Source organism: Bradyrhizobium sp. OK095 (genome assembly GCF_900109945.1).
Taxonomy (GTDB): domain Bacteria; phylum Pseudomonadota; class Alphaproteobacteria; order Rhizobiales; family Xanthobacteraceae; genus Bradyrhizobium.
The window spans coordinates 69,129-92,248 of record NZ_FOBX01000016.1; the positions used below are offsets into that span (position 1 = coordinate 69,129).

The window sequence follows — 23,120 nt, forward strand, 5'->3', positions numbered from 1 at the left end:
AGCTCCTATTTTACGTTCGCGAAAACATCCGCCGCATACACTACCTTCCCGCCCACGAGCGTCAGCAGAGACGCCGTGGCGCCGATTTGCTCGACGGGGACGGACATGAAATCCCGATCGAGAATCGCGAAGTCGGCGAGCTTGCCGGCCTCTAGCGTGCCGCGCCGCGTCTCGTCGAAGCAGAACCAGGCGCTTCCCAAAGTATACAGCCGCAAGGCATCTTCGCGGCTGGGTGTTTCGTCCGGGCCGCGCGTCGCGTGCCCGCCGACCGTCTTGCCGTCGAGCATCCATTGCAGCGCCACGAACGGATTGTAGGATGCGACCCGATGCGCATCCGTTCCGGCCCCGACATGGACGCCGGTGCGCAACGCCGTGACGATGGGCGGCATGCTGCGCGTGGCTTCGCCGGCCTGCGCCACGATACGGTCGCCTCCGAGATACATGGCGTCCTGCATGGTCCAGCCGATACCGAGGGCCTTCATCCGTGCCAGCGTTCCGGGCGAGGTGTTGTCGAGATGGGCGATGGACCAGCGCAGCGGCGCGATCGGCGTCTCCTTGTTGACCTCTTCATAGAGGTCGAGGAGGTGATGGACGGATTTGTCTTCCTGCCAGTGGATGGTGACCGTCAGCCCTTGTTTGGCCGCCCAGCGAATGATCTCGAGGAACTTGTCCCTGGCGGCCGCGTCGGGCGCGTTGTTGTTGTACATGGCGCCTGTGATCCGCTCGCCGATGCCGTTGAAGCGCAGCATGTCGTCGCCGAATCCCATCGGCAGGAACGGCGTGAGGTTCTTGTACTCCTCGAATTCCGCGCCGACATTCTGGGCGAACAGGCTGTAGGCCACGCGCACCGTCAGTGATTTCTCGCGCCAGAGCTTTTGCAAGGCGGCGTAGTGGCTGGGATAGATGCTGAAGCCGCCGGGGTCCACGATCCCGGTAATGCCGAGACGATTGAGCTCGGTGAAGAACTGCCGGGTCCCGGCGACATTCTCCTCGAAATTCGGCCTCGGCAGGCGATCGAACAGCGCGGAGATGCTGACAATGGAGCCGTTGAACCAGCCCGTGGTTTCGCCCGATGCGGCGCGTTCGGCCGTCATGCCGGCCGGCAACTGATCCGCTGATATCCCGAGGGCCAGCTGCGCTTTCGGCGTCATCAGCACCGCCGCATAGAACAGCTGGATGTAAGCGGGATTGTCGGGAACCGCCGACATCACCTCGGCGAGCGTTGGCCGCCGCTTCTCCGCAAATTGCAAGTCGCTCCAGCCACCGGCCACGATGATCCAGGACGCCGGGCGCGCTTTTGCCGCCTGGCGCAAGCGTTCCATGGCCTCAGGGATCGTCTTTGCGCCGATCCAGTTGACCTCAGTCGCGTAGGTGAGGCCGGCGCGCACGGCGTGAATATGGGAATCGATCAATCCCGGAATGATGGTGCGACCACCTGCGTCGACACGGCGCGTCGCAGACCCGGTCAGGCCCTCCATGGCATCGTTGCCGCCGACTGCAACGATCTTGCCTTCGCGGACCGCGAGAGCCTGCGCGATCGTCGATGCGGGATCCAGCGTCACGATCTTTGCGTTCGTGACAACGAGGTCGGCCTTTTGTGCGTAAGCCAAAGTGGCCCAGCACGAGATCACCAAAATCGCGAGATGCTTGCGCATGTTCGGTCCCGAAATGAGAGGCAGGAGTGGAGAGGCAGGAGTGGAGAGGCAGGAGTGGAGAGGCAGGGCGACGCCACACATCCGGCGCTGGATGCCCTCGCGGACGTCGCGTGTCGCAGAGGGGAGTGTGGTGGTCCTGATCATGTCTGGCTCCAACAAAATCAGCCGGTCCACCGGAAAATTTGGCCAAGGCCCGAGGAATTGATTTTCAGCCCGCCTTCGCCCCTTGGGCTTCGGCGCGGCAGCCTTCGCCCGCTTCGCTTTTGATGTGTGGCGCTGGCTTGCCGAGCCGAAGCTCGCGAAGCGAGCGAAGGCTGGTGGGCCCGGCAGGACTCGAACCTGCAACCAGACCGTTATGAGCGGCCGGCTCTAACCATTGAGCTACAGGCCCCGCCGCGAGACGGCCGCTGCTATGCGCGGCCGGCAACGGTGCGCGGTTCGTTTACAGGGATGGAGGCGGGGGTGCAATGCTCGCTGAGCCGCGAGGAACGCAAGGGTGCGTGCGACCCACGCCCGTGACGGATGCTTGGAGATTTCGGAATAATCGCATCATGCCCCTGTTTTGCCCGACGGGTCAACGGATTTTTGCCGGCCATGGCCGGCCCCTCCTTAACTCCTTGAAATCGCTGGCCTCGTCTACTGTGCATGGGGTTGTTTTCGAATTTTGCCGGAGAGACTTCGCGACCTCTCCGACCCCCGTTGCCGGCGAGCTGCAAGCGCGCCGGAGTGAGGCGGGCCTAATCCACCGAGACGCCCGCGAACTCGACCACCTTCTTCCACTTCGCGGTCTCGCTCTCGACCAGCTTGCCGAACTCGGCTGCTGTCATTGGCTTGGGGATGCCGCCGGTCTCGGCGAGCCTTGCCACCACCTTCGGGTCCTTCAGCGCGTCGCCGACGGCCTTGTTGAGGATCTCGACCACTTCGGGCGGCGTGCCCTTCGGCGCGGAGATGCCGTAGAAGCCGACCGACTCGAAGCCCGGGACCGTCTCGGCGATCGCGGGCACGTCGGGCACGCTCGGCCAGCGCTGCGGCGAGGTCACGCCGAGCGCGCGGACGGTGCCGCCTTTCGACTGCTCAAGCGCGGACGGCAGATTGTCGAAGATCAGCTGCACCTTGTTGGAGATGATGTCGGGGAAGGCGATCGCCGAGCCGCGATAGGGCACGTGCACCATGTCGCACTTGGTCATCACCTTGAACAGCTCCGCCGACATGTGCACCGAGGTGCCGTTGCCGGACGAGGCGAACGAGATCTTGCCGGGATTGGCCTTGCAATAGTCGATGAACTCCTGAACCGTCTTCACCGGCATCGCATTGGAGACGACCAGCATGTTGGTGAGCTGCATGATGCTGGCGACCGGCACGGTGTCGCGCAAAAAGTCGAACGGCAGCTTCTTGTAGAGCGAGGTCGAGATCGCGTTGTTGGGCGCGACGAACAGCAGCGTGTAGCCATCGGGGGCGGCGTTGATCGCGGCGCCGGCCGCAATGTTGCCGCCGGAGCCGGCGCGGTTCTCGACGATGAATTGCTGGCCGAGGCTCTCCGAAAGCGCCTGCGCCATGATCCGCGCCACGATGTCGACCGGGCCGCCGGCGGCAAAGCCGATCATCCAGTGCACGGGGCGGTCGGGGTATGCGGCGGAGGCGGGAGGGGAGGCGCTGAAAAGACCCGAAAGCAAAACCAGCCCGAAAACACTGTTACGCAAAATTCGCAACATGACGCCTCCCATTGTTCTATTGTCGTTGGGACGCATGCTTTCACAAAAACGGGCCGCTGCCTACATCGCCGCAAGTCGGTGTTGACGCAGGCTCGCCGGGACCAGTCATGAGATTCGCTTTTCCCCTTTTTCTCGGCGCGGTGCTGCTCGCAAGCCCCGCCACTGCTCAAACCGGAGGCAAGGCCATTCCGACCACGACACTCAGTTTGGGCACCGCCACGCCCGGCGGCGGCTTTCCGCTCTATGGCAATGCTTTTGCCGAGGTGATGAATGCAGCCGATCCGCAAATCACCATCGCCCCCCGCAACACCAAGGGCAGCAACGAGAACATTCCGCTGCTGGAGAAAAGCGAGCTCGATCTCGCGCTGGTCGCGGGCGAGCCGGCCTATGAAGCCTTTGCCGGCATCGGGCGAACGCCGGTGCGGCTGAAGATTCTCACGGCGATCTATTCCAACCCCGGCATGTTCGTGGTGCGCGCGGACAGTCCCTACAAGACCATCCGCGATCTCGTCGGGCAGCCCGTTGCGTTCGGCGCAAAAGGCTCGGGCCTGCCGATCCTGGCGCGCTATGTGCTCGATGGTCTCGGCCTGAAGCAGGACGAGGATTTCAAGGCGATCTATCTCGACCGCGCCGGCGATGGCCCCGCGATGGTCGAGGATGGCCGCGCCGCGGCGCTCTGGGGCGCCGGCATCGGCTGGCCCGGCTTTGCCGCGGTCGCATCCAGCGCCTCAGGCGCGCGCTTCATCGCGCCCAGCGCCGAGGAGATCACGCGCATTCGCGCCAAGCATGCGTTCCTCAAGCCGCTGACGGTGCCGGCCGGCTCCTATCCAAAACAGCCCGAGCCGATCGCCTCGCTCGGCTCGTGGAGTTTTGTGCTGACGCGCGAAGATTTGCCCGACGATGTCGCCTATCGCCTCGCCAAGACGTTGCACGGCGCCGAGGCGACCTTCTGCAAGCAGCTCGCGCAGGCCTGCGAGACCACGGCAGCGAACACGGTCGCGGCAGCGCCGAGCGCGGCGCTGATCCATCCGGGCGTCATGAAATATTTTCGCGAGATCGGGGTTGTGAAGTAGCGAATGGCGAGTGGTGTATAGCGAATGGAGTCTGTCCCCATTCGCCACTCCCTATTCGCCATTCGCCAATCTCACTTCTTCACCATCGCACACGCCGGGTCCGGCGGCCCGAAGGCCTTGTCGCCCGAGATGGTCGTGAGGATCTTGTAATAGTCCCACGGATATTTGCTCTCCTCCGGCGTCTTCACCTGCACCAGCCAGAGGTCGTGCACCATCAGATTGTCATCGCGCAAGCGACCGTTGCGGGCGAAGAAATCCTCGACCGGCTTCTCGCGCATCTTCGCCGCGACCTTGAGCGGATCGTCGGTGCCGGCGTCCTTGATGGCGTTGAGATAGTGGATCACGCTCGAGTAGACGCCGGCCTGCCACATCGACGGCATCTTGTTCATTTTTGCGAAATAGCGCTTCGACCATGCGCGGGTCTTGTCGTCCATGTCCCAATAGAACGACGTCGTCAGCAACAGGCCTTGCGCGGCCTGAAGGCCAAGTCCGTGGATGTCGGTGATCAGCGCCAGCAGCGCCGCCATCTGCTGGCCGCCCTTGAACACGCCGAACTCCGAGCCGGTCTTGATCTCGTTCATGTTGTTGGGGGGACCGGCGGCAATGCCGATGATCTTGGCCTTGGAGGCCTGCGCCTGAAGCACGAAGGAGGAGAGGTCGGGCGTGGCCAGCGGCGGCTTCACCGAGCCCAGCACCTTGCCGCCATTGGCATTGATGACGCTGGAGGCGTCGCGTTCAAGCGAATGGCCGAAGGCGTAGTCGTCAGTGATGAAGAACCAGCTGTCGCCGCCGCGCTTGACCACGGCATCCGCGGTGCCGACCGCGAGCGCGCGGGTGTCGAACACCCATTGCATCGCGTAAGGCGAGCAGAATTTTCCGTGAAAGTCGGCGGTGCCGGTGGAGTGGGTGATGAACAGCCGCTTCTTCTCATTGGCGATGTTCTGTACCGCGAGCCCGACGGCGGAGACCGGCACGTCAACGATCAGATCGACCTGGTCGACGTCGTACCAGCGCCGCGCGATCGCGCCGCCGACATCTGCTTTGAGCTGGTGGTCGCCGACGACGATGCTGATCGGCTTGCCGAGCACGGTGCCGCCGAAATCGTCGATCGCCATCTGCGCCGCCGTCACCGAGCCCTGGCCGGTCGGCGCCGAGGCCGGGCCGTTCATGTCGGTGAGCACGCCGATCTTGACGATGTCGTCGGACACCTGCGCCGACGCCGCGCCCGGCAGCAGCGCTGCCACGAGGGCAGCCGCGACCGGCAGTCCAAATCTCGTTGGATTCACGCTTGTCCTCCCCTGATCCGGCGCGTTGGCCGAAAGTTGCTTGTGCCGGGTATGGCCCGGCTGAATTGGTTTCTTTTGCAACTATTTTGGGGTGGGCGTCAATCTCAGGCCGCGAAGCGGATCTGGCCGGCGGGCGAGGGATCGTAGCCGGTCAGCTCCTCCGCGCGCTGCCGCAGCCGCCGTTCGCTGAGGAGCCGGATCAGGGCCTGCATGGCGGGGAGAAAGTAGCTGCGCTGCCGCATCGCGAGGTCAAGATTCTCCCAGACCAGCGGCACGAAATCGAGCCCGGCCGAGCGCGCCGCGGCGCGCGTCGCGATGCCGCAATCGGCTTGTCCGGCGCGGACCAGCTCGGCGAGATCCGGTCCGGTGAGGGCCGGCGTCTCGATCCGCCGCAAATCGCGCGTCGTGGCGCCCGCGCGCGTCAGCAGCACGTCGAGCAGCATCTGCGCGCCCGTGCCCTGCTGCCGCATCGCCATCCTGGCGCTGAGCGCAAGCACGTCGGCGAGGCCGCGCAGCCGCTTCGGATTGCCCGGCGGCAGCACGAGACCCTGCTCGCGGCGCACGAACGCGATCAGCACCGCATCATGCAGGTCCGGAGCGTCACGCAGCGCCGTCGCACTGGCGTCGGAGGCAAGATTGCCCTCAGCGTCGAGGCTGTGGAAGTGTACCGCCGCAGCCATCACCTCGTCGCGTTGCAGGCGCTCGAGCCCGCGCGCGCTGCCTTCGCTCATCGATCCCAGGCCCGAGCCGGATTCGCGCAGGCTCCAGTCCAGGAGTTCATCCTGGCTGCCGCCCACGACCGGCGGCGGCTCCGCGATCAGCATGCCGGCCGGACGCGCCATTCCCGACAGTACCCAGAGATCGAGCTCGTGCCGCGGGAAGAGCCATTTTCCGGTCACCTTGGTGCATGGGATCGCACCGGTAGTGACGAGTTCGTATAGTTTGCGTTCGCCGAGCCGAAGATAGTCGGCGGCTTCGCTGGTCGTCAGGAATTCCATCCTGCATTCCTATGCAAATTCTTGCTTCTTTTTGACGTCCGACGCAGGTGGAATTCTGCATTGCAACTTATGTCGGCCGGGACCATGCCCGATCATCTCGCTGCTTTGCAACACATCCTCGCGCGCGATTTCTGCTTTGGTGAACGATCTTGGAGTGCTCGAATGGTGCGGGCCTTGCCCCGCACGGGACTTACCGCCTGCGCATGATTGCAATCAGCGTGCCGCTCGGCCGATTGCCGAAATGTCCCGAACGGAGGGCGCAAAGGGCGAACGCGTCACGAGTGCGGCGTAATCGATCACCATCATGCTCGCGTCATAGCCAATGGGAACCTGATCATGGGCCGCCTGTCCGTTGCATGCGCACTTCTCTGCGGCCTTGGCTGCGGCCTCGTCTTGGGCGCTGTGGCGTCATCCGCGGAGGATCGAACTATTGTGCTGGCCTCGACCACATCGACGCAGGAGTCCGGCCTGCTCGATCATCTCCTGCCGGTGTTCCGTGACAAAACCGGTATCGACGTCAAGGTGATCGCGCGGCGCGCCGACGAGGTGCTCGATGGGGCCCGAAAAGGTGAGGCCGACGTCGTGCTGATGCATGCGCGGCCGCAGGAGGAGAAGTTCGTTGCGGACGGCTTTGCCGTGAAGCGTTTCGACGTGATGTACAGCGACTATGTGCTGATCGGGCCGAAGAGCGATCCCGCTGGCGTGAAGGGCAAGGACATCGCCACCGCGCTGAAGGCGATCGAGGCCAAGGGTGCGCCGTTCGTGACGCGCGGCGACCGCTCCGGAACCCATGCCGCGGAGCTCGCGCTTTGGATCGTCGCCGGCATCGACATCGCCGCAGCCAAGGGCGCCTGGTATCGCGAGGCCGGGCAGGGCATGGGTGCTGCCCTCGACACCGCGCGCGCGGCGAACGCCTATGTGCTGTCGGACCGCGGCAGCTGGATTTCTTTCAGGGAGCGTGGCGACCTCGACCTCCTCGTCGAGGGCGACAAGCGGTTGCTCAACCAGTACGGCGTGATGCCGATGAGCCCGGAAAAATTTCCGAGCGTGAAGAAGGAGCTCGCGCAAGGCTTCGTCGATTGGCTGGTCTCGCCGGACGGGCAGGCGGCGATCGCCGGCTACAAGGTCGACGGGCAGCAGCTGTATTTTCCCAATGCGGAGAAGTCCGGAGGCTGATCGCCGGTTTCGGCGCGGTTGCCAAACCGGGCGATGCATGGTCCATCTTGGCACATGACCCAGCGCCTGCCGTCATCGCTGACACCGCTCGACACCGCGCTCGCCGCGTTGCTGCGAGGCGTTGATCCGATCGCGCCGGTCGAGTTGCCGTTGACGGAGGCTGTTGGCTGCGTCGCGGCGGGCGCCCCGCTGGTTGCGGCCTGGCCACCGCACGATATTGCCGCGACAGACGGATGGGCGCTACGCGCCAACGATCTCGTTGGTGTGTCCGCCTATTCGCCGCTGGCTCTGGCAACGGCGCCTGTCTGGGTTGATGCCGGTGATGCGATGCCGCCGGGATGTGATTGTGTGCTTGATGCTGACGTCGTCGAGATATCCGGTTCACTTGCCCAGGTGCTGGCCGAGGGCGTTCCGGGGCAGGGAATCAGGCGCACTGGAGGCGATATCGCCTCTGGCACGCCGGCCGGTGCAGAGGGGCATCCGGTCGGCCCAGCCGATCTGTTGCTCGCGGGCGTCGCGGCGGTGGACAGGCTGAGCGTGCGACGGCCGCGGCTGCGCATCGTCAATGTGCCTGATACGACGACGACGGCGCATATGATCGCCGGGATCGCGCGCGCGGCGGGAACGGATGTGCCGACGCATCAAGCCGTCGCGCGCGATGAAGCATCGATTGCCGATGCACTCGATCCTTCCTGCTGCGACCTGCTCCTGATTGTCGGCGGCAGCAGTGTCGGTCGCCATGATGCTGCCGTCGCTGCGCTGGCTCAGCGCGGTGACGTGATCGCCCATGGCCTTGCGCTCCAGCCCGGCCGTACCGCCGCGATCGGGCGGCTTGGAAAAGTTCCCGTTATAGCCTTGCCCGGCTCGCCGGATCACGCGCTCGCAGTCTGGCTCGCGCTGGTGCTTCCACTCGTTGATCGCCTGTCGGCGCGGCTGCCGCGCCGGCAGGTGGCGTTGCCTCTCGTGCGAAAAATCGCGTCCAGCGTCGGCATCGCCGAAATGGTGCTGCTCGCCGAGGAACATCATGCCTGGATGCCGCTTGCCGTGGGCGAATGGCCGTTGCAGGCCATTGCCCGTGCGGATGCATGGTTGCTCATTCCCGCCAGCCACGAGGGATTTGCGGCAGGCGAGCCGGTCGATGCTTATTTGATGCGGGAATGATATGGGTTCCGGCATGACGATGATTACGAAACCGCACGACCGCAGCGCGCTCGAGCAGGAGCAGTTCCTCAAGATCCTCTCGCGCGAGGACGCGATCGCGCGCTTTGAGGCGGCGTTGTTCCCGCGGGCGATCTCGAGCGAAATGCGTCGGCTTGCCGATGCACTCGGCGCGGCGCTCGCCGAAGATGTCACGGCACCGATCGACGTTCCACCGTTCGACCGCTCCAATGTCGACGGCTTTGCCGTGCGCTCTGCGGATCTCGCCGCGGCTGGCGAAGTTTCACCCGTTCGCCTTGTGCTGAATAATGAGACCATTCACTGTGGCACCGCGCCTACGCTGCAAGTCGCGGCAGGAACAGCGACGCCGATCGCCACCGGTGGTCCGCTGCCGCGCGGCGCGGATGCCGTCGTGATGGTCGAGCATACCCAGCCGGCCGGCTCGGATGCGATCGACGTCCGCCGCGCCGTCTCGCCGGGCCAGTTCGTGTCTTATGCAGGCTCCGACATCGCGCGCGGCGAGGCACTGCTGCGCACCGGCACGATCATCGGCTCGCGCGAGATCGGCATGCTCGCGGCCTGCGGTATTGCAGGCGTGACTGTCGCGCGAAAACCGCGCGTTGCCGTGATCTCCACCGGCGATGAACTGGTGCAGCCCGGCGAGGCGCTCGCGCCGGCTGAGATCTACGACACCAACGGTGCGATCGTCGCCGCCGCGATCGACGAGAACGGCGGCGAGGCGGTTTTCCTCGGCGCCATTCCGGACGATGAAGCCAAGCTCGAAGCTGCCATGCGCAGTGCGCTGGCGGATGCTGATATGCTGGTGCTCTCAGGCGGCACCTCGAAAGGCGCGGGCGATCTGTCCCATCGCATCATCAATCGGCTCGGCGCGCCCGGCATCATCGCGCATGGCGTTGCGCTCAAGCCCGGCAAGCCGCTGTGCCTCGCAGTGTGCGACGGCAAGCCGGTGGTGATCCTGCCGGGCTTTCCGACCTCGGCCATGTTCACCTTCCACGACATGATCGTGCCGGTGCTGCGCAGGATGGCCGGTCTGCCGCCGCGCTCCGATGCCAAGGTGAGCGCGACCGTGCCGGTGCGCATCGCTTCCGAGCTCGGCCGGACCGAATTCGTCATGGTCTCGCTGGTCGAAGGCAATAACGGTTTGATCGCTTATCCCTCCGGCAAGGGGTCTGGTGCGATCACGTCCTTCGCGCAGGCCGACGGTTTTCTGCGCATCGACGCGCTCGCCGACCAGATGCCGGCTGGTACCGACGCCGAGGTGACACTGTTCACGCCGCATGTGCGGGTGCCCGATCTGGTCATCGTCGGCAGTCATTGTACCGGTCTCGATCTTGTCACGGCGCAGCTCGCGCATGCCGGCCTTTCCGTGCGCTCGATCGCGGTCGGCAGCCTCGGCGGGCTTGCGGCGGCGAAGCGCGGCGAATGCGATCTGGCGCCGATCCATCTGTTCGACGACAAGAGCGAGACCTACAATACGCCTTACCTCGTTGACGGGCTCGAGCTCGTGCCGGGCTGGCGGCGGATGCAGGGCATCGTCTTCCGCAAGGGCGACAAGCGCTTCGAGGGTCTCGGTGCGACGGAAGCGGTTGCCGCTGCGCTGGCCGATCCCGCCTGCATCATGGTCAACCGCAACCAGGGCGCCGGCACGCGTATCCTGATCGACCGTCTGCTCGGCGAGGCGCGCCCGGAAGGCTACTGGAACCAGCCGCGTTCGCACAACGCCGTTGCCGCAGCCGTCGCGCAGCACCGCGCCGACTGGGGCATGACCATTGCGCCGGTCGCCCATGCGGCCAACCTCGGTTTCATTCCGTTCGCGGAAGAGCATTATGACTTCGCGCTGGTCACGGCGCGCAAGCAACGCCCGGCCGTGCAGGCCTTTCTCGATGCGCTCGGCTCGGACGAAGCGCGGACGGCACTGGAGCGAGCAGGCTTCCGGCCCGCGTAGGCGACAGACGACGACGCGGCATTCAAGCCGCGCGGAAAACAGGGTGGGAGACGCGATGGCAAGGCCGCTTTCGGTTGCGATCATCGGTGCCGGCATGGGCGGGCTTGCGACGGCCGCAGCGCTCAGGCGCGTGGGCATCGACGTGATGGTCTACGAGCAGGCCTCCCAGTTCGCCCGTATCGGTGCCGGCATCCAGATCGGCTGCAACGCGATGAAGGTGTTGCGCGCGCTCGGGCTTGAAGCGCGGATGCGCGCGCACTCGTTCTATCCGCGCTCGTGGAACAACCGCGACTGGAAGAGCGGTGACATCAAGTTCGACATGATCTTTGGCGAGAGCGCGGAAGAGAAGTTTGGCGCGCCCTATCTGCTCGCTCATCGCGGCGATCTGCACGCGGCGCTGGCGAGCGCGGTGCCGGATGAGTTCGTGAAGCTCAATCACAAGCTGGTCGGCCTCGACGAGACCAACGAGGGTGTCCGGCTGAGCTTTGCCGATGGCACCAGTGCCGTCGCCGATGCGGTGGTCGGTGCCGATGGCGTGCATTCGGCGGTGCGCGACATTCTGTTCGACACCGCACCGGTCAAATTCACCGGCCGCATCGCTTACCGCACTACCTATCCCGCCGCGCTGCTCGGCGCGAAGATCGATGATTGCACCAAATGGTGGGGCGAGGACCGCCACATCGTGATCTATTACGTCAGGCCTGACCGTAGCGAGGTCTATCTCGTCACCAGTCAGCCCGAGCCGGATTTTCGCATCGAGTCCTGGTCGGCGAAAGGCGACGTGCGCGATCTGCGCGCCTCGTTCGCAGGCTTTCATCCGCAAGTCGGCCAGGTGCTCGCGGCGTGCCCTGACGTGCATAAATGGGCGATCATGGATCGCGAGGCGCTCGATCGCTGGGCGGACGGCAAGGTGACGCTGCTCGGCGATGCCTGCCATCCGATGACGCCCTACATGGCACAGGGCGCGGCGATGGCGATCGAGGACGCCGCCGTGCTGTCGCGCTGCCTTGATGGTGTTGACCGCGACGGCGTTGCGGACGCGTTCCGCCGCTTCGAGGCGACGCGGAAAGAGCGCACGACGCGGGTGCAGGCAACCTCGCGCGCCAACATCTGGCTGAGGGAGCGGACCGATACGAGCTGGGTCTACGGCTACGACGCCTGGGAAGTGCCGCTGGCGGCGTGAGCTAGGCCGCATCATCCAGCGCGGCCAACCGTTCAGCCTCGGCGATGTCCTCGACCGTGTTGGCATTGAAGAACGGATCGAGCGGTTCGGCGGGCCACGTCACCGTCGCGAGCGGATAGCGCGCGGTCCAGCGGTCGATCTTGCGGAGGTCCTCGACCACCAGCGCGTGACGCAGCTCGTCGCGCAAGGCCACGCGCCACAGGCCGATCACCGGATGCGACTGGTTGCCGGATGCGGCAACCGCGAGCTGTGCGTTCTCCCGCGCGCGCGCCTCATGCAGGCGTGCGACGAGATTGCGCGGCAGGAACGGGCAGTCGCCGGCGGCGCTGAGCACCCATTCGATCTCCGGACGGTTCGTCGCAGTCCAGTCGAGCGCGGCCAAAATGCCGGCGAGCGGGCCGGGAAAGCCGGGTACTTCGTCGGCGATGACCTGCAAGCCGAATGCGGCGAAACGCGCGGGATCACCGTTCGCGTTGAGGATCAGCCCGCTGCATTGCGGCTTCAGACGCGCAATGACGCGCTCCAGAATCGTGCGGCCGCCGATGGTGCGCATCGGCTTGTCGCCGCCGCCCATGCGCCGCGCGAGGCCGCCGGCGAGCAGCACGCCTTGCGTGGTCGGAATGTCAGTCGTCACTACCTTCACCCTTGCGCTTGTGCTTGGTCGATTCTTCCTCGACGTAAGCGAGGTTCTGGTCGTAGACGATCCGCTCTTCGCCTGCGAGCACGATGAAGCGTTTTCCGCGGGCGCGGCCGACCAGTGTCAGGCCGACCTGGCGGGCGAGATCGACGCCCCAGGCGGTGAAGCCGGAGCGCGACACCAGGATCGGAATGCCCATGCGCACCGTCTTGATCACCATCTCCGACGTCAGGCGCCCCGTGGTGTAGAGGATCTTGTCGGAGGCATCGACGCCGTGGCGGTACATCCAGCCGGCGATCTTGTCGACGGCGTTGTGGCGGCCGACGTCCTCGGTGTAGCAGAGCGGCTCGCCCTCTTTGCACAGCACGCAGCCATGGATCGCGCCGGCCTCGAGGTACAGCGATGGCATCGTGTTGATGGTCTGCGTCATCTGATAGAGCCAGGAGGTGCGCAGCTCGGCTTTCGGCAACGCGACGCTCTCGACCGCCTCCAGCAGATCGCCGAAGGCGGTGCCCTGCGCGCAGCCCGAGGTCTGCGTGCGCTTCTTCAGCTTGGCCTCGAAATTGGTGTGGTGCTCGGTGCGTACCACGACGACCTGAAGATCGTCGTCGTATTCGACCTCGGTGACTGCGTCATTATATTTCAGCATGTTCTGGTTCAGCAAATAGCCGAGTGCCAGATATTCCGGATAGTCGCCGATCGTCATCATGGTGACGATCTCCTGGGAATTCAAATAGAGCGTCAGCGGCCGCTCCATCGGCACCTTGATCTCGATCCTGGCGCCGGCCTGGTCGGTTCCGGTCACGCTCTGGGTCAGGCGCGGGTCGTCAGGGTTGGGGACGATCAGGGGCACCGGGGCTTTGTCGATCTTCATCATGGCCGCGACGTTAGCATGACATTCGGGTCAAGCCGATATAAGCATGCTGACGGAAAGCGAAAATGTCTCTTCTCGTCATTGCGAGCGCAGCGAAGCAATCCAGAAATGCGTCCGTGGAAACACTCTGGATTGCTTCGCTGCGCTCGCAATGACGGGGAGGGGACAGTGGTTCCATCAAGCATGAAGTCGCGCGTGGAGACGGAGCTGGAATGAAAGTCATCGGCCTTGCAGGCTGGAGCGGTGCGGGCAAGACCACGCTGTTGACGCGGCTGATCCCGCATTTCAACGCGCAAGGCCTGCGCGTCTCTGTGATCAAGCATGCGCACCACCAGTTCGACGTCGACGTGCCCGGCAAGGATTCCTGGCGCCATCGCGAAGCAGGTGCGGCCGAGGTGCTGGTTGCTTCGGCTAACCGCTGGGCGCTGATGCATGAGTTGCGCGGGGCGACGGAGCCGCGGCTGCCGGAATTATTGAGCAAGCTCTCCGCGGTCGATCTCGTCGTGGTCGAAGGCTTCAAGCGGGAGCCGCATCGCAAGATCGAGGTGCATCGCGCCGCCAACGGCAAGCCGCTGCTGTTTCCCGACGATCCCGGAATTGTGGGGATTGCGACCGACACTGCGGTTGAAACCCGGCTGCCGACTGTCCATCTCGATGACATCGAGGCTGCTGCGGCGCTGTTGCTGCGCGCGGCCATGCCGGTCGAGGAAGCGGTCGCGAAAAGCGCCGCGATGCGCTGACGAGGCACCATGGCGCAACTGTCGGACGATTGTTTTGCCTTCGGTGGACCGATGATGTCGGTCGACGAGGCCGTTGGCTTGATCACGGCGCGCGTCAACGCGATTGCCGATCTCGAAACGATAGCGCTCGTCGATGCCGATGGCCGCGTGCTGGCGCGCGATATTGCTGCGCCGCTGCCGCTGCCGCCATTCACCAACTCGGCTGTCGACGGCTACGCCGTGCGCAACGCGGATATTCCGGCAAATGAGGAGCGCGCGTTCCCGCTCGACGGCCGCATCCAGGCCGGCGGTCTTGCACAGGTGCCGATCAAGCCCGGCCACACCGCGCGCATTTTTACGGGCGCGCCGATGCCGCCGGATGCCGAGACTGTCTTCATGCAGGAAGACGTCCGCATCGACGTATCAGGCCAAATCGTGCTGCCGCCGGGGCTGAAGCCGGGCGCCAACGTCCGTCCCGCGGGCGAGGACATTCCCGAAGGGCACGTCGCGCTGCGCGCCGGCCAGCGCATGCGGCCGCAGCATGTCGCGCTTGCCGCGGCATTCGGCCTTGTCGGGCTCGACGTCGTCAGGCGCATCCGTGTCGCGGTGTTCTCGACCGGCGACGAACTGGCCTCGCCCGGCGAGCCGCGCGCGGCCTCGCAGCTGTTCGATTCCAACCGCTTCATGCTGATGGCGATGCTGCGCCGGCTCGGCTGCGAGGTCTCGGATCTCGGCATCTTGCGCGACGAGCGGACCTCGCTCGCAAATGGCTTGAAGCAGGTCGCGGGCGCGCATGATTTGATCCTCACCACTGGCGGCGTCTCGACCGGCGAGGAGGATCACGTCAAGGCGGCGGTCGAGAGCATCGGCTCGCTGGTGCTGTGGCGGATGGCGATCAAGCCGGGGCGTCCGGTGGCGATGGGTATCATCGACGGCACACCGCTGATCGGTCTGCCCGGTAATCCCGTCGCGAGCTTTGTCACCTTCGTCCATGTGGTGCGGCCGACGGTGCTGGCGCTGGCTGGAGGTCTTCCCGAGCCGCTGTTGCCGATCCCGGTGCGCGCCGCGTTCGCCTACAAGAAGAAGATCGGCCGCCGCGAATATGTTCGCGTCTCTTTGCGGCGCGGAGAGGACGGCGCGCTGGAAGCCGTCAAGTTCCCGCGTGAGGGGGCCGGGCTGTTGTCGTCGCTGGTCGAGACCGACGGCCTCGTCGAGCTCTGCGAGGACATCATGCGCGTCGAGCCGGGGCAGAGCGTAGGTTTCTTGTCCTATGCCGATCTGCTCTGAGCGCTTGCGTTGACGCCATCGCCTCACCCCGCCATGTTGCGCCCATGACCAGAACGACACTCGATCTCACCGGGTTGAAATGCCCGCTGCCCGCTCTCAAGACGCGTAAGGCGCTGAAACCGTTGCAGCCGGGCGATCAGCTCGAAGTGCACTGCACAGACCCCTTGTCGGTGATTGACATTCCGAACCTGATCCGCGAGACGGGCGACACGGTGGAGATCACCGAGCGCAACGACGCGCGCATCGTGTTCTTGATAGAAAAGGTCGATGGCTCGATAGAAAAAGCCAATGGTGCGCTGCGCTCGTAGCGCGCGGTCACTCGGCTGATACCTACCTTTTATCTATCGACATCAATCATGGCTTCTGCCCAAATTGACTTTCTCCGCGCAGACGCGGAGGTTGAGTCTCGTCTGCGATACGCGGATCAACGGGCCACCCACGAAGCCTGCACGTCGTATCGGGCATAGAGCCCCGCTCAAGGGGTTAGAGTTTCGGACGCGCGTGACGATCCTGGCGCGTGTCGGATGATTGTGCGGAGCAGCAGGGACAAAAGCTGCACTGCAACGGGCTGAGGAACAGGATCGTAGCGGCAGGCTTGCTCGGAAGGGCGGCTGCAGGGGAGGAATGCATGACGACAATTGAGAGCGCTGGAAGAATTTCAGGCGCTGGCGCAGGGTTGCTCGATCGCGAGCACACGGTCGCCAAGGCCGGCTTCAATCGCTGGCTGGTTCCACCAGCCGCACTCTGCATCCATCTCTGTATCGGCATGGCGTACGGCTTCTCGGTGTTCTGGCTGCCGCTGTCGCGTTCGATCGGGATCACCCAGAGCAAGGCGTGCCCGGATATCTCGCTGTGGCAGGAGCTCTTCACCACGTCTTGCGACTGGAAGGTCGCGAGCCTCGGCTGGATGTACACGCTGTTCTTTGTGCTGCTCGGCGTCTCCGCGGCGATCTGGGGCGGCTGGCTCGAGCGCGCGGGTCCGCGCAAGGCGGGCTTCGTTGCGGCATGCTGCTGGGGCGGCGGCCTTCTGATCGGCGCCTTGGGCATCTACGTCCACCAGCTCTGGATCATGTGGCTTGGCGCTGGCGTGCTCGGGGGAGTCGGGCTTGGCCTCGGCTATATCTCGCCGGTGTCGACGCTGGTGAAATGGTTTCCGGACCGCCGCGGCATGGCGACCGGAATGGCCATCATGGGTTTCGGTGGCGGCGCCATGATCGGCGCGCCGTTCGCCAACATCCTGATCAACTATTTCAAGTCCTCGACGGATGTCGGCGTCTGGCAGACGTTCGTCGTGATGGGCCTGGTTTACTTCGTCTTCATGACCATCGGCGCCTTCGCCTATCGGGTTACACCGGCGGGCTGGCAGCCCGACGGCTGGACGCCGCCGAGCGAAAAGAAGTCGATGATCTCCGAGCACCATGTGCACCTCAACAATGCGCACAAGACGCCGCAGTTCTGGCTGATCTGGTGGGTGCTCTGTCTGAACGTGTCGGCGGGTATCGGCGTGATCGGCATGGCCTCTCCGATGTTGCAGGAGATCTTCGCAGGCAAGCTGATCGGACTGCCTGAGCTGACCTTCAGCCAGCTCTCGGGCGAGCAGAAGACCGCGATCGCGGCAATCGCCGCCGGCTTCGCCGGCCTGTTGTCGCTGTTCAACATCGGCGGCCGGTTCTTCTGGGCCTCGTTGTCGGATCACATCGGCCGCAAGAACACCTACTACACGTTCTTCATCCTCGGCATCGCGCTCTACGCACTGGCGCCGACCTTCGCGGCGATGGGTTCGAAACTGCTGTTCGTGCTCGGCTTCGGCATCATCCTGTCGATGTATGGCGGCGGGTTCGCGACAGTGCCGGCCTATCTCGCCGACATGTTCGGCACCCAGTTCGTCGGCGCCATCCACGGCCGGCTGCTGACGGCGTGGTCGACCGCCGGCATCATCGGCCCCGTGGTGGTGAACTACATCCGCGAGTTCCAGCTCGCCGCCGGCGTGCCGCGTGATCAGCTCTACAACACCACCATGTACATCCTCTGCGCCATGCTGATCGCGGGCCTGATCTGCAACTATCTGATCAAGCCGGTCGATCCGAAGTGGAACATGAGCGAGGCGGAGGTCGCCAGGCTCCAGGCCGCGAGCGCCAAGAGCGAGGCGGCGATCCAGCACGGCTCGTTCGGCATCGGCAGGGGCGGACTCGACGGCAAGGCGGCGCTGTTCTGGGCCTTCGTCGGCGTTCCCCTGCTCTGGGGTGTCTGGAAGACGCTGGAGAGCGCGGTCAAGATCTTCTGATCGCCATCGAAACAGCCGCGGGATGCTTATCGCAGCGTCCCGCGGCGTTCGCCTTTCAGACATCATCAAGAATGGGACTTAGGGGGATTGAAATGCTTCGTACTCGAATTTGCCTTGCGGCCGTGTTGCTCGTCGCCGGCCTTCACGCCGCGTCCGCGCAAACCGCGGCGGCGCCTGCCACCACCACGCCGACTGCTACGACCGAAGCCAAGCCGGGCAAGATCAAGCTCACGATGCAGAAGCTGAAGGACATGAAGGCGAAGTGGTCGGCCAACAAGCCCAAGCTCAAGGCCTGCCGCGCCGACGTGAAGTCCAAGGGCCTCGCCGGTGACGACCGCTGGTTCTACATCGAAGAGTGCATGAGCAAGACCTGAGGTCTGGTTCCACGTCGAGTTTGCGTAAGGGGGCGTGGCAGGGCGGCTGCCTGCCCCCCTAAATCATTATAGACACGTTCTAAATTTACTTGGCGTCTGGTATACCAGAGGCTAGAGTTGCACGGAATGAGACCTGATCCGCGGACGCGGGTGACGCGGTTCCTGATGGTCAGGCCTGGAAATAAGGGTGGATCGCGATGGCAATCCCGTCCTGAGATCATCGCGATTTTGAGGAGAACGCGACGTTTCCATGAGCAGCAACGACGACGTTCACGAGGTTCGCGAATTCGAACATCCCGGCCAGGGACGGAAGCGCGCGAAGTCCACGCCCAAAGGGCGTCAGGTCGATCCGACCGCCGCCCATGAGATCGAGCAACTGCTCGGCGACAAGCCGCGGCGGCGCGATCTGCTGATCGAATATCTGCATCTGATCCAGGACAGATATCACCAGATCTCGGCGGCGCATCTGGCAGCCCTTGCCGACGAGATGAAGCTCGCCTTTGCCGAGGTGTTCGAGACCGCGACCTTCTACGCGCATTTCGACATCGTGAAGGAAGGCGAGCCTGATGTCGCGCCGCTGACGATCCGCGTCTGCGATTCGCTGACCTGCGCGATGCTCGGCGGCGAAAAGCTGCTCGAGGATTTGCAGAGTGCAGCGGGACCCGGCATCCGCGTCGTGCGCGCGCCTTGCGTCGGTCGCTGCGACACCGCGCCCGCTGCGGAAGTGGGCCACAACTTCGTCGACCATGCGACCGTCGCCAATGTAATGGCGGCAGCGAAGTCCGGCGATACCCACGCGCATCTGCCAAAGTATATCGACTACGCCGCTTACGTCGCGGGCGGCGGTTACAAGTTGCTCAATCGCGTGCGCTCCGGCGAATTGTCGAAGGACGATCTGCTGAAGGGGCTCGACGACGCTTCGCTGCGCGGCCTCGGCGGCGCCGGCTTCCCGACGGGACGCAAATGGCGCGCCGTGCTCGGCGAGCCCGGTCCACGGCTGATGGCGATCAACGGCGACGAGGGCGAGCCCGGCACGTTCAAGGATCGCGTCTATCTCGAAACCGATCCGCACCGCTTCATCGAGGGCATGCTGATCGGCGCGCATGTGGTGCAGGCCTCCGACATCTACATCTATCTGCGCGACGAATATCCGGCGTCGCGCGAGATCCTTGAGCGCGAGATCGCAAAGTTGCCGCCGGGCGGCCCGACGCTGCACATGCGCCGTGGCGCCGGCGCCTACATCTGCGGCGAGGAGTCCTCGCTGCTCGAAAGCATCGAGGGCAAGCGCGGTCTGCCCCGGCACAAGCCGCCTTATCCGTTCCAGGTCGGCCTGTTCGGCCTGCCGACGCTGATCAATAATATCGAGACGCTGTGGTGGGTCCGCGACATCGTCGAGAAGGGCGCGGATTGGTGGAAGGGCAATGGCCGCCACGAGCGTCATGGCCTGCGTAGCTTCTCGGTCTCGGGTCGCGTGAAAAATCCCGGCATGAAGCTGGCGCCCGCCGGCATCACTGTGCGCGAGTTGATCGACGAATATTGCGGCGGCATGGCCGACGGCCATCAGTTCTATGCTTACTTGCCGGGCGGCGCGTCCGGCGGCATTTTGCCGGCGTCGATGGACGATATTCCGCTCGATTTCGGCACGCTGGAGAAATACGGCTGCTTCATCGGCTCAGCCGCGATCGTGATCCTGTCGCAGAACGACAGCGTGCGCGCGGCGGCGCTGAACCTGATGAAGTTCTTCGAGGACGAGAGCTGCGGCCAGTGCACGCCGTGCCGGGTCGGAACCCAGAAGGCGGCGCTGCTGATGCAGAAGCCGGTCTGGAACCGCGCCCTGCTGGAAGAATTGAGCCAGGCGATGCGCGATGCCTCGATCTGCGGACTCGGACAGGCGGCATCGAACCCGCTCTCCACCGTGATCAAATATTTCCCTGACGAGTTCAAGGAAGCGGCCGAATGACCAAAATTACGTTCGAGCTCGACGGCAAGCAGGTCGAGGCCAATGCCGGCGAGACCATCTGGCAGGTCGCAAAGCGCGGGGGACGCGAGATCCCGCATCTGTGCTATTCGCCGGCACCCGACTATCGCCCCGACGGCAATTGCCGCGCCTGCATGGTCGAGATCGAGGGCGAGCGCGTGCTCGCGGCATCCTGCAAGCGCACACCGTCGGTCGGCATGAAGGTCAAGACCGAATCCGCGCGTGCGGTGTCCGCGCAGAAAATGGTGATGGAGCTGCTCGTCGCCGACCAGCCGGCTCGCGCGACCTCGCACGATCCGGAATCCAAATTCTGGCACTGGGCCGAAACCACCGGCGTCACCGAAAGCCGCTTCCCCGCCGCCGAGCGCTGGGAGACCGATGCCAGCCATCCGGCGATGCGCGTCAATCTCGATGCCTGCATCCAGTGTGGCCTCTGCGTGCGCGCCTGCCGCGAGGTCCAGGTCAATGACGTCATCGGCATGGCTTATCGCAGCCACGCCTCGAAGATCGTGTTCGACTTCGACGATCCCATGGGCGAGTCCACTTGCGTGGCCTGCGGCGAATGCGTGCAGGCCTGCCCGACCGGCGCGCTGATGCCGGCCGTGATGCTCGACGACAAGCAGACCCGCGTCGTCTACGCCGACAAGAAGGTCGATTCGCTCTGTCCGTTCTGCGGCGTCGGCTGCCAGGTGACCTACGAGGTCAAGGACGAGAAGGTGATCTATGCCGAAGGCCGCGACGGCCCCGCCAATCACAACCGTCTCTGCGTCAAGGGCCGCTTTGGCTTCGACTACATCCACCATCCGCATCGCCTCACCAAGCCGCTAGTGCGGCTGCCCAACGCGAAGAAGGATTCCAACGACCAGGTCGATCCGGCCAATCCCTTCACCCATTTCCGCGAAGCGTCGTGGGAAGAAGCGCTCGACATCGCCGCCAACGGCCTGGTCAAGATCCGCGATACCAACGGCGTGAAGGCGCTGGCCGGCTTCGGCTCGGCCAAGGGCTCGAATGAAGAGGCCTATCTGTTCCAGAAGCTGGTACGCACCGGATTCGGCTCCAACAATGTCGACCACTGCACCCGGCTGTGCCACGCCTCGTCGGTGGCGGCGCTGTTCGAAGGCCTGAGCTCGGGCGCGGTGTCGGCGCCGTTCGCAGCCGCGATGGACGCCGAGGTCATCATCGTGATCGGCGCCAACCCGACCGTGAACCACCCGGTGGCCGCGACCTTCATCAAGAACGCGGTCAAGCAGAACGACGCAAAGCTGTTCGTGATGGATCCGCGCCGGCAGACGCTGTCGCGCCACGCGACCAAGCATTTGCAGTTCAAGCCGGGTTCCGACGTCGCCATGTTGAATGCGATGATCAACACGATCATCACCGAAGGCCTGACCGACGACCAGTATATCGCCGGCTACACCGAGGGTTTTGAGGACCTCAAGGAGAAGATCAAGGAATTCACGCCGGAAAAGATGGAGCCGATCTGCGGCATCCCGGCACAAACCCTGCGTGAGGTCGCCCGAACCTACGCGCGCGCAAAGTCGTCGATCATCTTCTGGGGCATGGGCATCAGCCAGCACGTTCACGGCACCGACAATGCGCGCTGCCTGATTGCGCTGGCGCTGATTACCGGCCAGGTCGGCCGTCCCGGCACCGGCCTGCATCCGCTGCGCGGCCAGAACAACGTGCAGGGCGCCTCCGACGCCGGCCTGATCCCGATGTTCCTGCCGGATTATCAGCCGGTCGGTCGTGACGATCTGCGCGCAAACTTCGAGAAGGTCTGGCAGCAGGAGATCGATCCCGTCCGCGGCCTGACCGTGGTCGAGATCATGAACGCGATCCATGCCGGCGAGATCAAGGGCATGTATATCGAGGGCGAGAACCCCGCGATGTCCGATCCTGATCTCCAACATGCGCGCGGCGCGCTCGCCATGCTCGATCATCTCGTGGTGCAGGATCTCTTCGTCACCGAGACCGCGTTTCACGCCGATGTCATCCTGCCGGCCTCGGCCTTTGCGGAGAAGGATGGCTCCTTCACCAATACCGATCGCCGCGTGCAGCTCGCACGCCAGGTGATCAAGCCGCCCGGCGATGCGCGGCAGGATCTCTGGATCATCCAGGAGATCGGCAAGCGCATGGGCCTGCCGTGGAATTATGCCGGCCCCGGCGAGGTCTACACCGAAATGGCGGAGCTGATGCCGTCGCTCAAGAATATCAGCTGGGAGCGGCTGGTCCGCGAAGGCGCCGTCACCTATCCGGCGGACGATCCGAACAAGCCCGGCAACGAGATCATCTTTACCACGGGCTTCCCGACCCCGAGCGGCCGCGGCAAGATCGTGCCGGCTCATGTGATCCCGCCGGATGAACTGCCTGATGCCGAATATCCGATGGTGCTCTCGACCGGCCGCGTGCTGGAGCATTGGCACACGGGTTCGATGACACGCCGTTCGCAGGTGCTCGACCAGATCGAGCCGGAGGCCGTCGCCTTCATGTCGCCGAAGGACATGTACAAGAAGAAGCTCGCGCCGGGCGATTTTATTCGGCTGGAGACCCGCCGCGGCGCGGTCGAGGTCAAGGTCCGCTCCGACCGCGACGTGCCGGAGAACATGGTGTTCATGCCGTTCTGCTACGCGGAAGCGGCGGCCAATCTCCTGACCAACCCGGCGCTGGATCCGTTCGGCAAGATCCCGGAGTTCAAGTTCTGTGCCGCCAGGGCCGAGCGCGCCGAGATGCGGGACGCGGCGGAGTAGGGGAAGTCTCGTC

The 23,120-nt window shown here is 64.6% G+C and carries 18 protein-coding genes and 1 tRNA gene; 12 read left to right on the plus strand and 7 right to left on the minus strand.

What is annotated here, in order from left to right; genetic code table 11:
• Positions 1-5 precede the first annotated feature (5 nt).
• From BMW89_RS31930 to BMW89_RS31940, 3 genes are all read right to left on the minus strand, one after another.
• Positions 6-1,655 (minus strand): amidohydrolase, encoded by a 1,650-nt coding sequence (locus BMW89_RS31930; protein ID WP_092033969.1) that lies wholly within the window; start codon positions 1,653-1,655, stop codon positions 6-8.
• A gap of 315 nt (positions 1,656-1,970) precedes the next feature.
• Positions 1,971-2,046 (minus strand) — tRNA-Ile (locus BMW89_RS31935).
• A 346-nt stretch (positions 2,047-2,392) separates the two neighbouring features.
• Positions 2,393-3,367, minus strand: a complete 975-nt coding sequence (locus tag BMW89_RS31940) for a Bug family tripartite tricarboxylate transporter substrate binding protein (RefSeq protein ID WP_177196471.1) — start codon at positions 3,365-3,367, stop codon at positions 2,393-2,395.
• A gap of 107 nt (positions 3,368-3,474) precedes the next feature.
• Here BMW89_RS31940 and BMW89_RS31945 point away from each other — a divergent pair, with 107 nt between their 5' ends.
• Positions 3,475-4,440: a TAXI family TRAP transporter solute-binding subunit gene (locus BMW89_RS31945; RefSeq protein WP_092033978.1), complete on the plus strand. Its 966-nt coding sequence runs from the start codon at positions 3,475-3,477 to the stop codon at positions 4,438-4,440.
• A gap of 71 nt (positions 4,441-4,511) precedes the next feature.
• Here BMW89_RS31945 and BMW89_RS31950 read toward each other — a convergent pair whose 3' ends face one another.
• A complete protein-coding gene (locus BMW89_RS31950) occupies positions 4,512-5,726 on the minus strand; it encodes an ABC transporter substrate-binding protein (protein WP_092033983.1) in 1,215 nt (404 codons plus the stop codon).
• Positions 5,727-5,830: 104 nt separating this feature from the next.
• Positions 5,831-6,724 carry a substrate-binding domain-containing protein gene (locus BMW89_RS31955; protein WP_092033986.1) on the minus strand — a complete coding sequence of 298 codons (894 nt, stop codon included), beginning with the start codon at positions 6,722-6,724 and terminating at the stop codon, positions 5,831-5,833.
• 336 nt (positions 6,725-7,060) lie between these two features.
• Between BMW89_RS31955 and BMW89_RS31960 the strand changes: the two genes are divergently transcribed.
• The 4 genes from BMW89_RS31960 to BMW89_RS31975 are packed head-to-tail and all read left to right on the plus strand — an operon-like array spanning position 7,061 to position 12,207.
• Positions 7,061-7,900 carry an ABC transporter substrate-binding protein gene (locus BMW89_RS31960; RefSeq protein WP_092033990.1) on the plus strand — a complete coding sequence of 280 codons (840 nt, stop codon included), beginning with the start codon at positions 7,061-7,063 and terminating at the stop codon, positions 7,898-7,900.
• 54 nt (positions 7,901-7,954) lie between these two features.
• A complete protein-coding gene (locus BMW89_RS31965; protein WP_092033994.1) occupies positions 7,955-9,061 on the plus strand; it encodes a molybdopterin-binding protein in 1,107 nt (368 codons plus the stop codon).
• Positions 9,062-9,074: 13 nt separating this feature from the next.
• On the plus strand, positions 9,075-11,024 hold the full coding sequence (locus BMW89_RS31970) for a molybdopterin biosynthesis protein (protein WP_177196472.1): 1,950 nt from the start codon (positions 9,075-9,077) through the stop codon (positions 11,022-11,024).
• Positions 11,025-11,079: 55 nt separating this feature from the next.
• Positions 11,080-12,207 (plus strand): FAD-dependent monooxygenase, encoded by a 1,128-nt coding sequence (locus BMW89_RS31975; RefSeq protein ID WP_092034002.1) that lies wholly within the window; start codon positions 11,080-11,082, stop codon positions 12,205-12,207.
• Between the two features lies 1 nt (position 12,208).
• Here the strand turns inward: BMW89_RS31975 and mobA are convergent, their stop codons facing one another.
• Both mobA and fdhD read right to left on the minus strand, forming a co-directional pair.
• Positions 12,209-12,850, minus strand: a complete 642-nt coding sequence (gene mobA / locus BMW89_RS31980) for a molybdenum cofactor guanylyltransferase MobA (RefSeq protein ID WP_092034005.1) — start codon at positions 12,848-12,850, stop codon at positions 12,209-12,211.
• On the minus strand, positions 12,831-13,721 hold the full coding sequence (gene fdhD, locus BMW89_RS31985) for a formate dehydrogenase accessory sulfurtransferase FdhD (RefSeq protein WP_092034009.1): 891 nt from the start codon (positions 13,719-13,721) through the stop codon (positions 12,831-12,833). The genes mobA and fdhD overlap by 20 nt, the downstream gene beginning before the upstream one ends.
• A 209-nt stretch (positions 13,722-13,930) precedes the next feature.
• Here fdhD and mobB point away from each other — a divergent pair, with 209 nt between their 5' ends.
• The 7 genes from mobB (at position 13,931) to fdhF (ending at position 23,107) form a co-directional block, all read left to right on the plus strand.
• A complete protein-coding gene (gene mobB / locus BMW89_RS31990; RefSeq protein ID WP_092034012.1) occupies positions 13,931-14,458 on the plus strand; it encodes a molybdopterin-guanine dinucleotide biosynthesis protein B in 528 nt (175 codons plus the stop codon).
• Positions 14,459-14,467: 9 nt separating this feature from the next.
• Positions 14,468-15,724, plus strand: a complete 1,257-nt coding sequence (locus BMW89_RS31995) for a molybdopterin molybdotransferase MoeA (protein ID WP_092034016.1) — start codon at positions 14,468-14,470, stop codon at positions 15,722-15,724.
• Positions 15,725-15,768: 44 nt separating this feature from the next.
• On the plus strand, positions 15,769-16,032 hold the full coding sequence (locus tag BMW89_RS32000) for a sulfurtransferase TusA family protein (protein ID WP_092034019.1): 264 nt from the start codon (positions 15,769-15,771) through the stop codon (positions 16,030-16,032).
• A gap of 320 nt (positions 16,033-16,352) precedes the next feature.
• A complete protein-coding gene (locus BMW89_RS32005) occupies positions 16,353-18,008 on the plus strand; it encodes an OFA family MFS transporter (RefSeq protein ID WP_092034022.1) in 1,656 nt (551 codons plus the stop codon).
• A gap of 92 nt (positions 18,009-18,100) precedes the next feature.
• Positions 18,101-18,382 carry a hypothetical protein gene (locus BMW89_RS32010; RefSeq protein WP_092034026.1) on the plus strand — a complete coding sequence of 94 codons (282 nt, stop codon included), beginning with the start codon at positions 18,101-18,103 and terminating at the stop codon, positions 18,380-18,382.
• Positions 18,383-18,632: 250 nt separating this feature from the next.
• Complete coding sequence (locus BMW89_RS32015; RefSeq protein WP_092034029.1) at positions 18,633-20,342, plus strand: NADH-ubiquinone oxidoreductase-F iron-sulfur binding region domain-containing protein; 1,710 nt, start codon at positions 18,633-18,635, stop codon at positions 20,340-20,342.
• Positions 20,339-23,107, plus strand: coding sequence for a formate dehydrogenase subunit alpha (gene fdhF, locus BMW89_RS32020; protein WP_092034033.1), 2,769 nt, complete (start codon positions 20,339-20,341; stop codon positions 23,105-23,107). The genes BMW89_RS32015 and fdhF overlap by 4 nt, the downstream gene beginning before the upstream one ends.
• Positions 23,108-23,120: the final 13 nt, after the last annotated feature.

Bases quoted from the DNA above. Each gene is read 5' to 3' on its own strand.
- BMW89_RS31930 (WP_092033969.1), bottom strand. From the start codon at position 1,655: ATGCGCAAGCATCTCGCGATTTTGGTGATCTCGTGCTGGGCCACTTTG.
- BMW89_RS31940 (WP_177196471.1), bottom strand. From the start codon at position 3,367: ATGTTGCGAATTTTGCGTAACAGTGTTTTCGGGCTGGTTTTGCTTTCG.
- BMW89_RS31945 (WP_092033978.1), top strand. From the start codon at position 3,475: ATGAGATTCGCTTTTCCCCTTTTTCTCGGCGCGGTGCTGCTCGCAAGC.
- BMW89_RS31955 (WP_092033986.1), bottom strand. From the start codon at position 6,724: ATGGAATTCCTGACGACCAGCGAAGCCGCCGACTATCTTCGGCTCGGC.
- BMW89_RS31960 (WP_092033990.1), top strand. From the start codon at position 7,061: ATGGGCCGCCTGTCCGTTGCATGCGCACTTCTCTGCGGCCTTGGCTGC.
- BMW89_RS31965 (WP_092033994.1), top strand. From the start codon at position 7,955: ATGACCCAGCGCCTGCCGTCATCGCTGACACCGCTCGACACCGCGCTC.
- BMW89_RS31970 (WP_177196472.1), top strand. From the start codon at position 9,075: ATGACGATGATTACGAAACCGCACGACCGCAGCGCGCTCGAGCAGGAG.
- BMW89_RS31975 (WP_092034002.1), top strand. From the start codon at position 11,080: ATGGCAAGGCCGCTTTCGGTTGCGATCATCGGTGCCGGCATGGGCGGG.
- fdhD (WP_092034009.1), bottom strand. From the start codon at position 13,721: ATGATGAAGATCGACAAAGCCCCGGTGCCCCTGATCGTCCCCAACCCT.
- mobB (WP_092034012.1), top strand. From the start codon at position 13,931: ATGAAAGTCATCGGCCTTGCAGGCTGGAGCGGTGCGGGCAAGACCACG.
- BMW89_RS31995 (WP_092034016.1), top strand. From the start codon at position 14,468: ATGGCGCAACTGTCGGACGATTGTTTTGCCTTCGGTGGACCGATGATG.
- BMW89_RS32000 (WP_092034019.1), top strand. From the start codon at position 15,769: ATGACCAGAACGACACTCGATCTCACCGGGTTGAAATGCCCGCTGCCC.
- BMW89_RS32005 (WP_092034022.1), top strand. From the start codon at position 16,353: ATGACGACAATTGAGAGCGCTGGAAGAATTTCAGGCGCTGGCGCAGGG.
- BMW89_RS32010 (WP_092034026.1), top strand. From the start codon at position 18,101: ATGCTTCGTACTCGAATTTGCCTTGCGGCCGTGTTGCTCGTCGCCGGC.
- BMW89_RS32015 (WP_092034029.1), top strand. From the start codon at position 18,633: ATGAGCAGCAACGACGACGTTCACGAGGTTCGCGAATTCGAACATCCC.
- fdhF (WP_092034033.1), top strand. From the start codon at position 20,339: ATGACCAAAATTACGTTCGAGCTCGACGGCAAGCAGGTCGAGGCCAAT.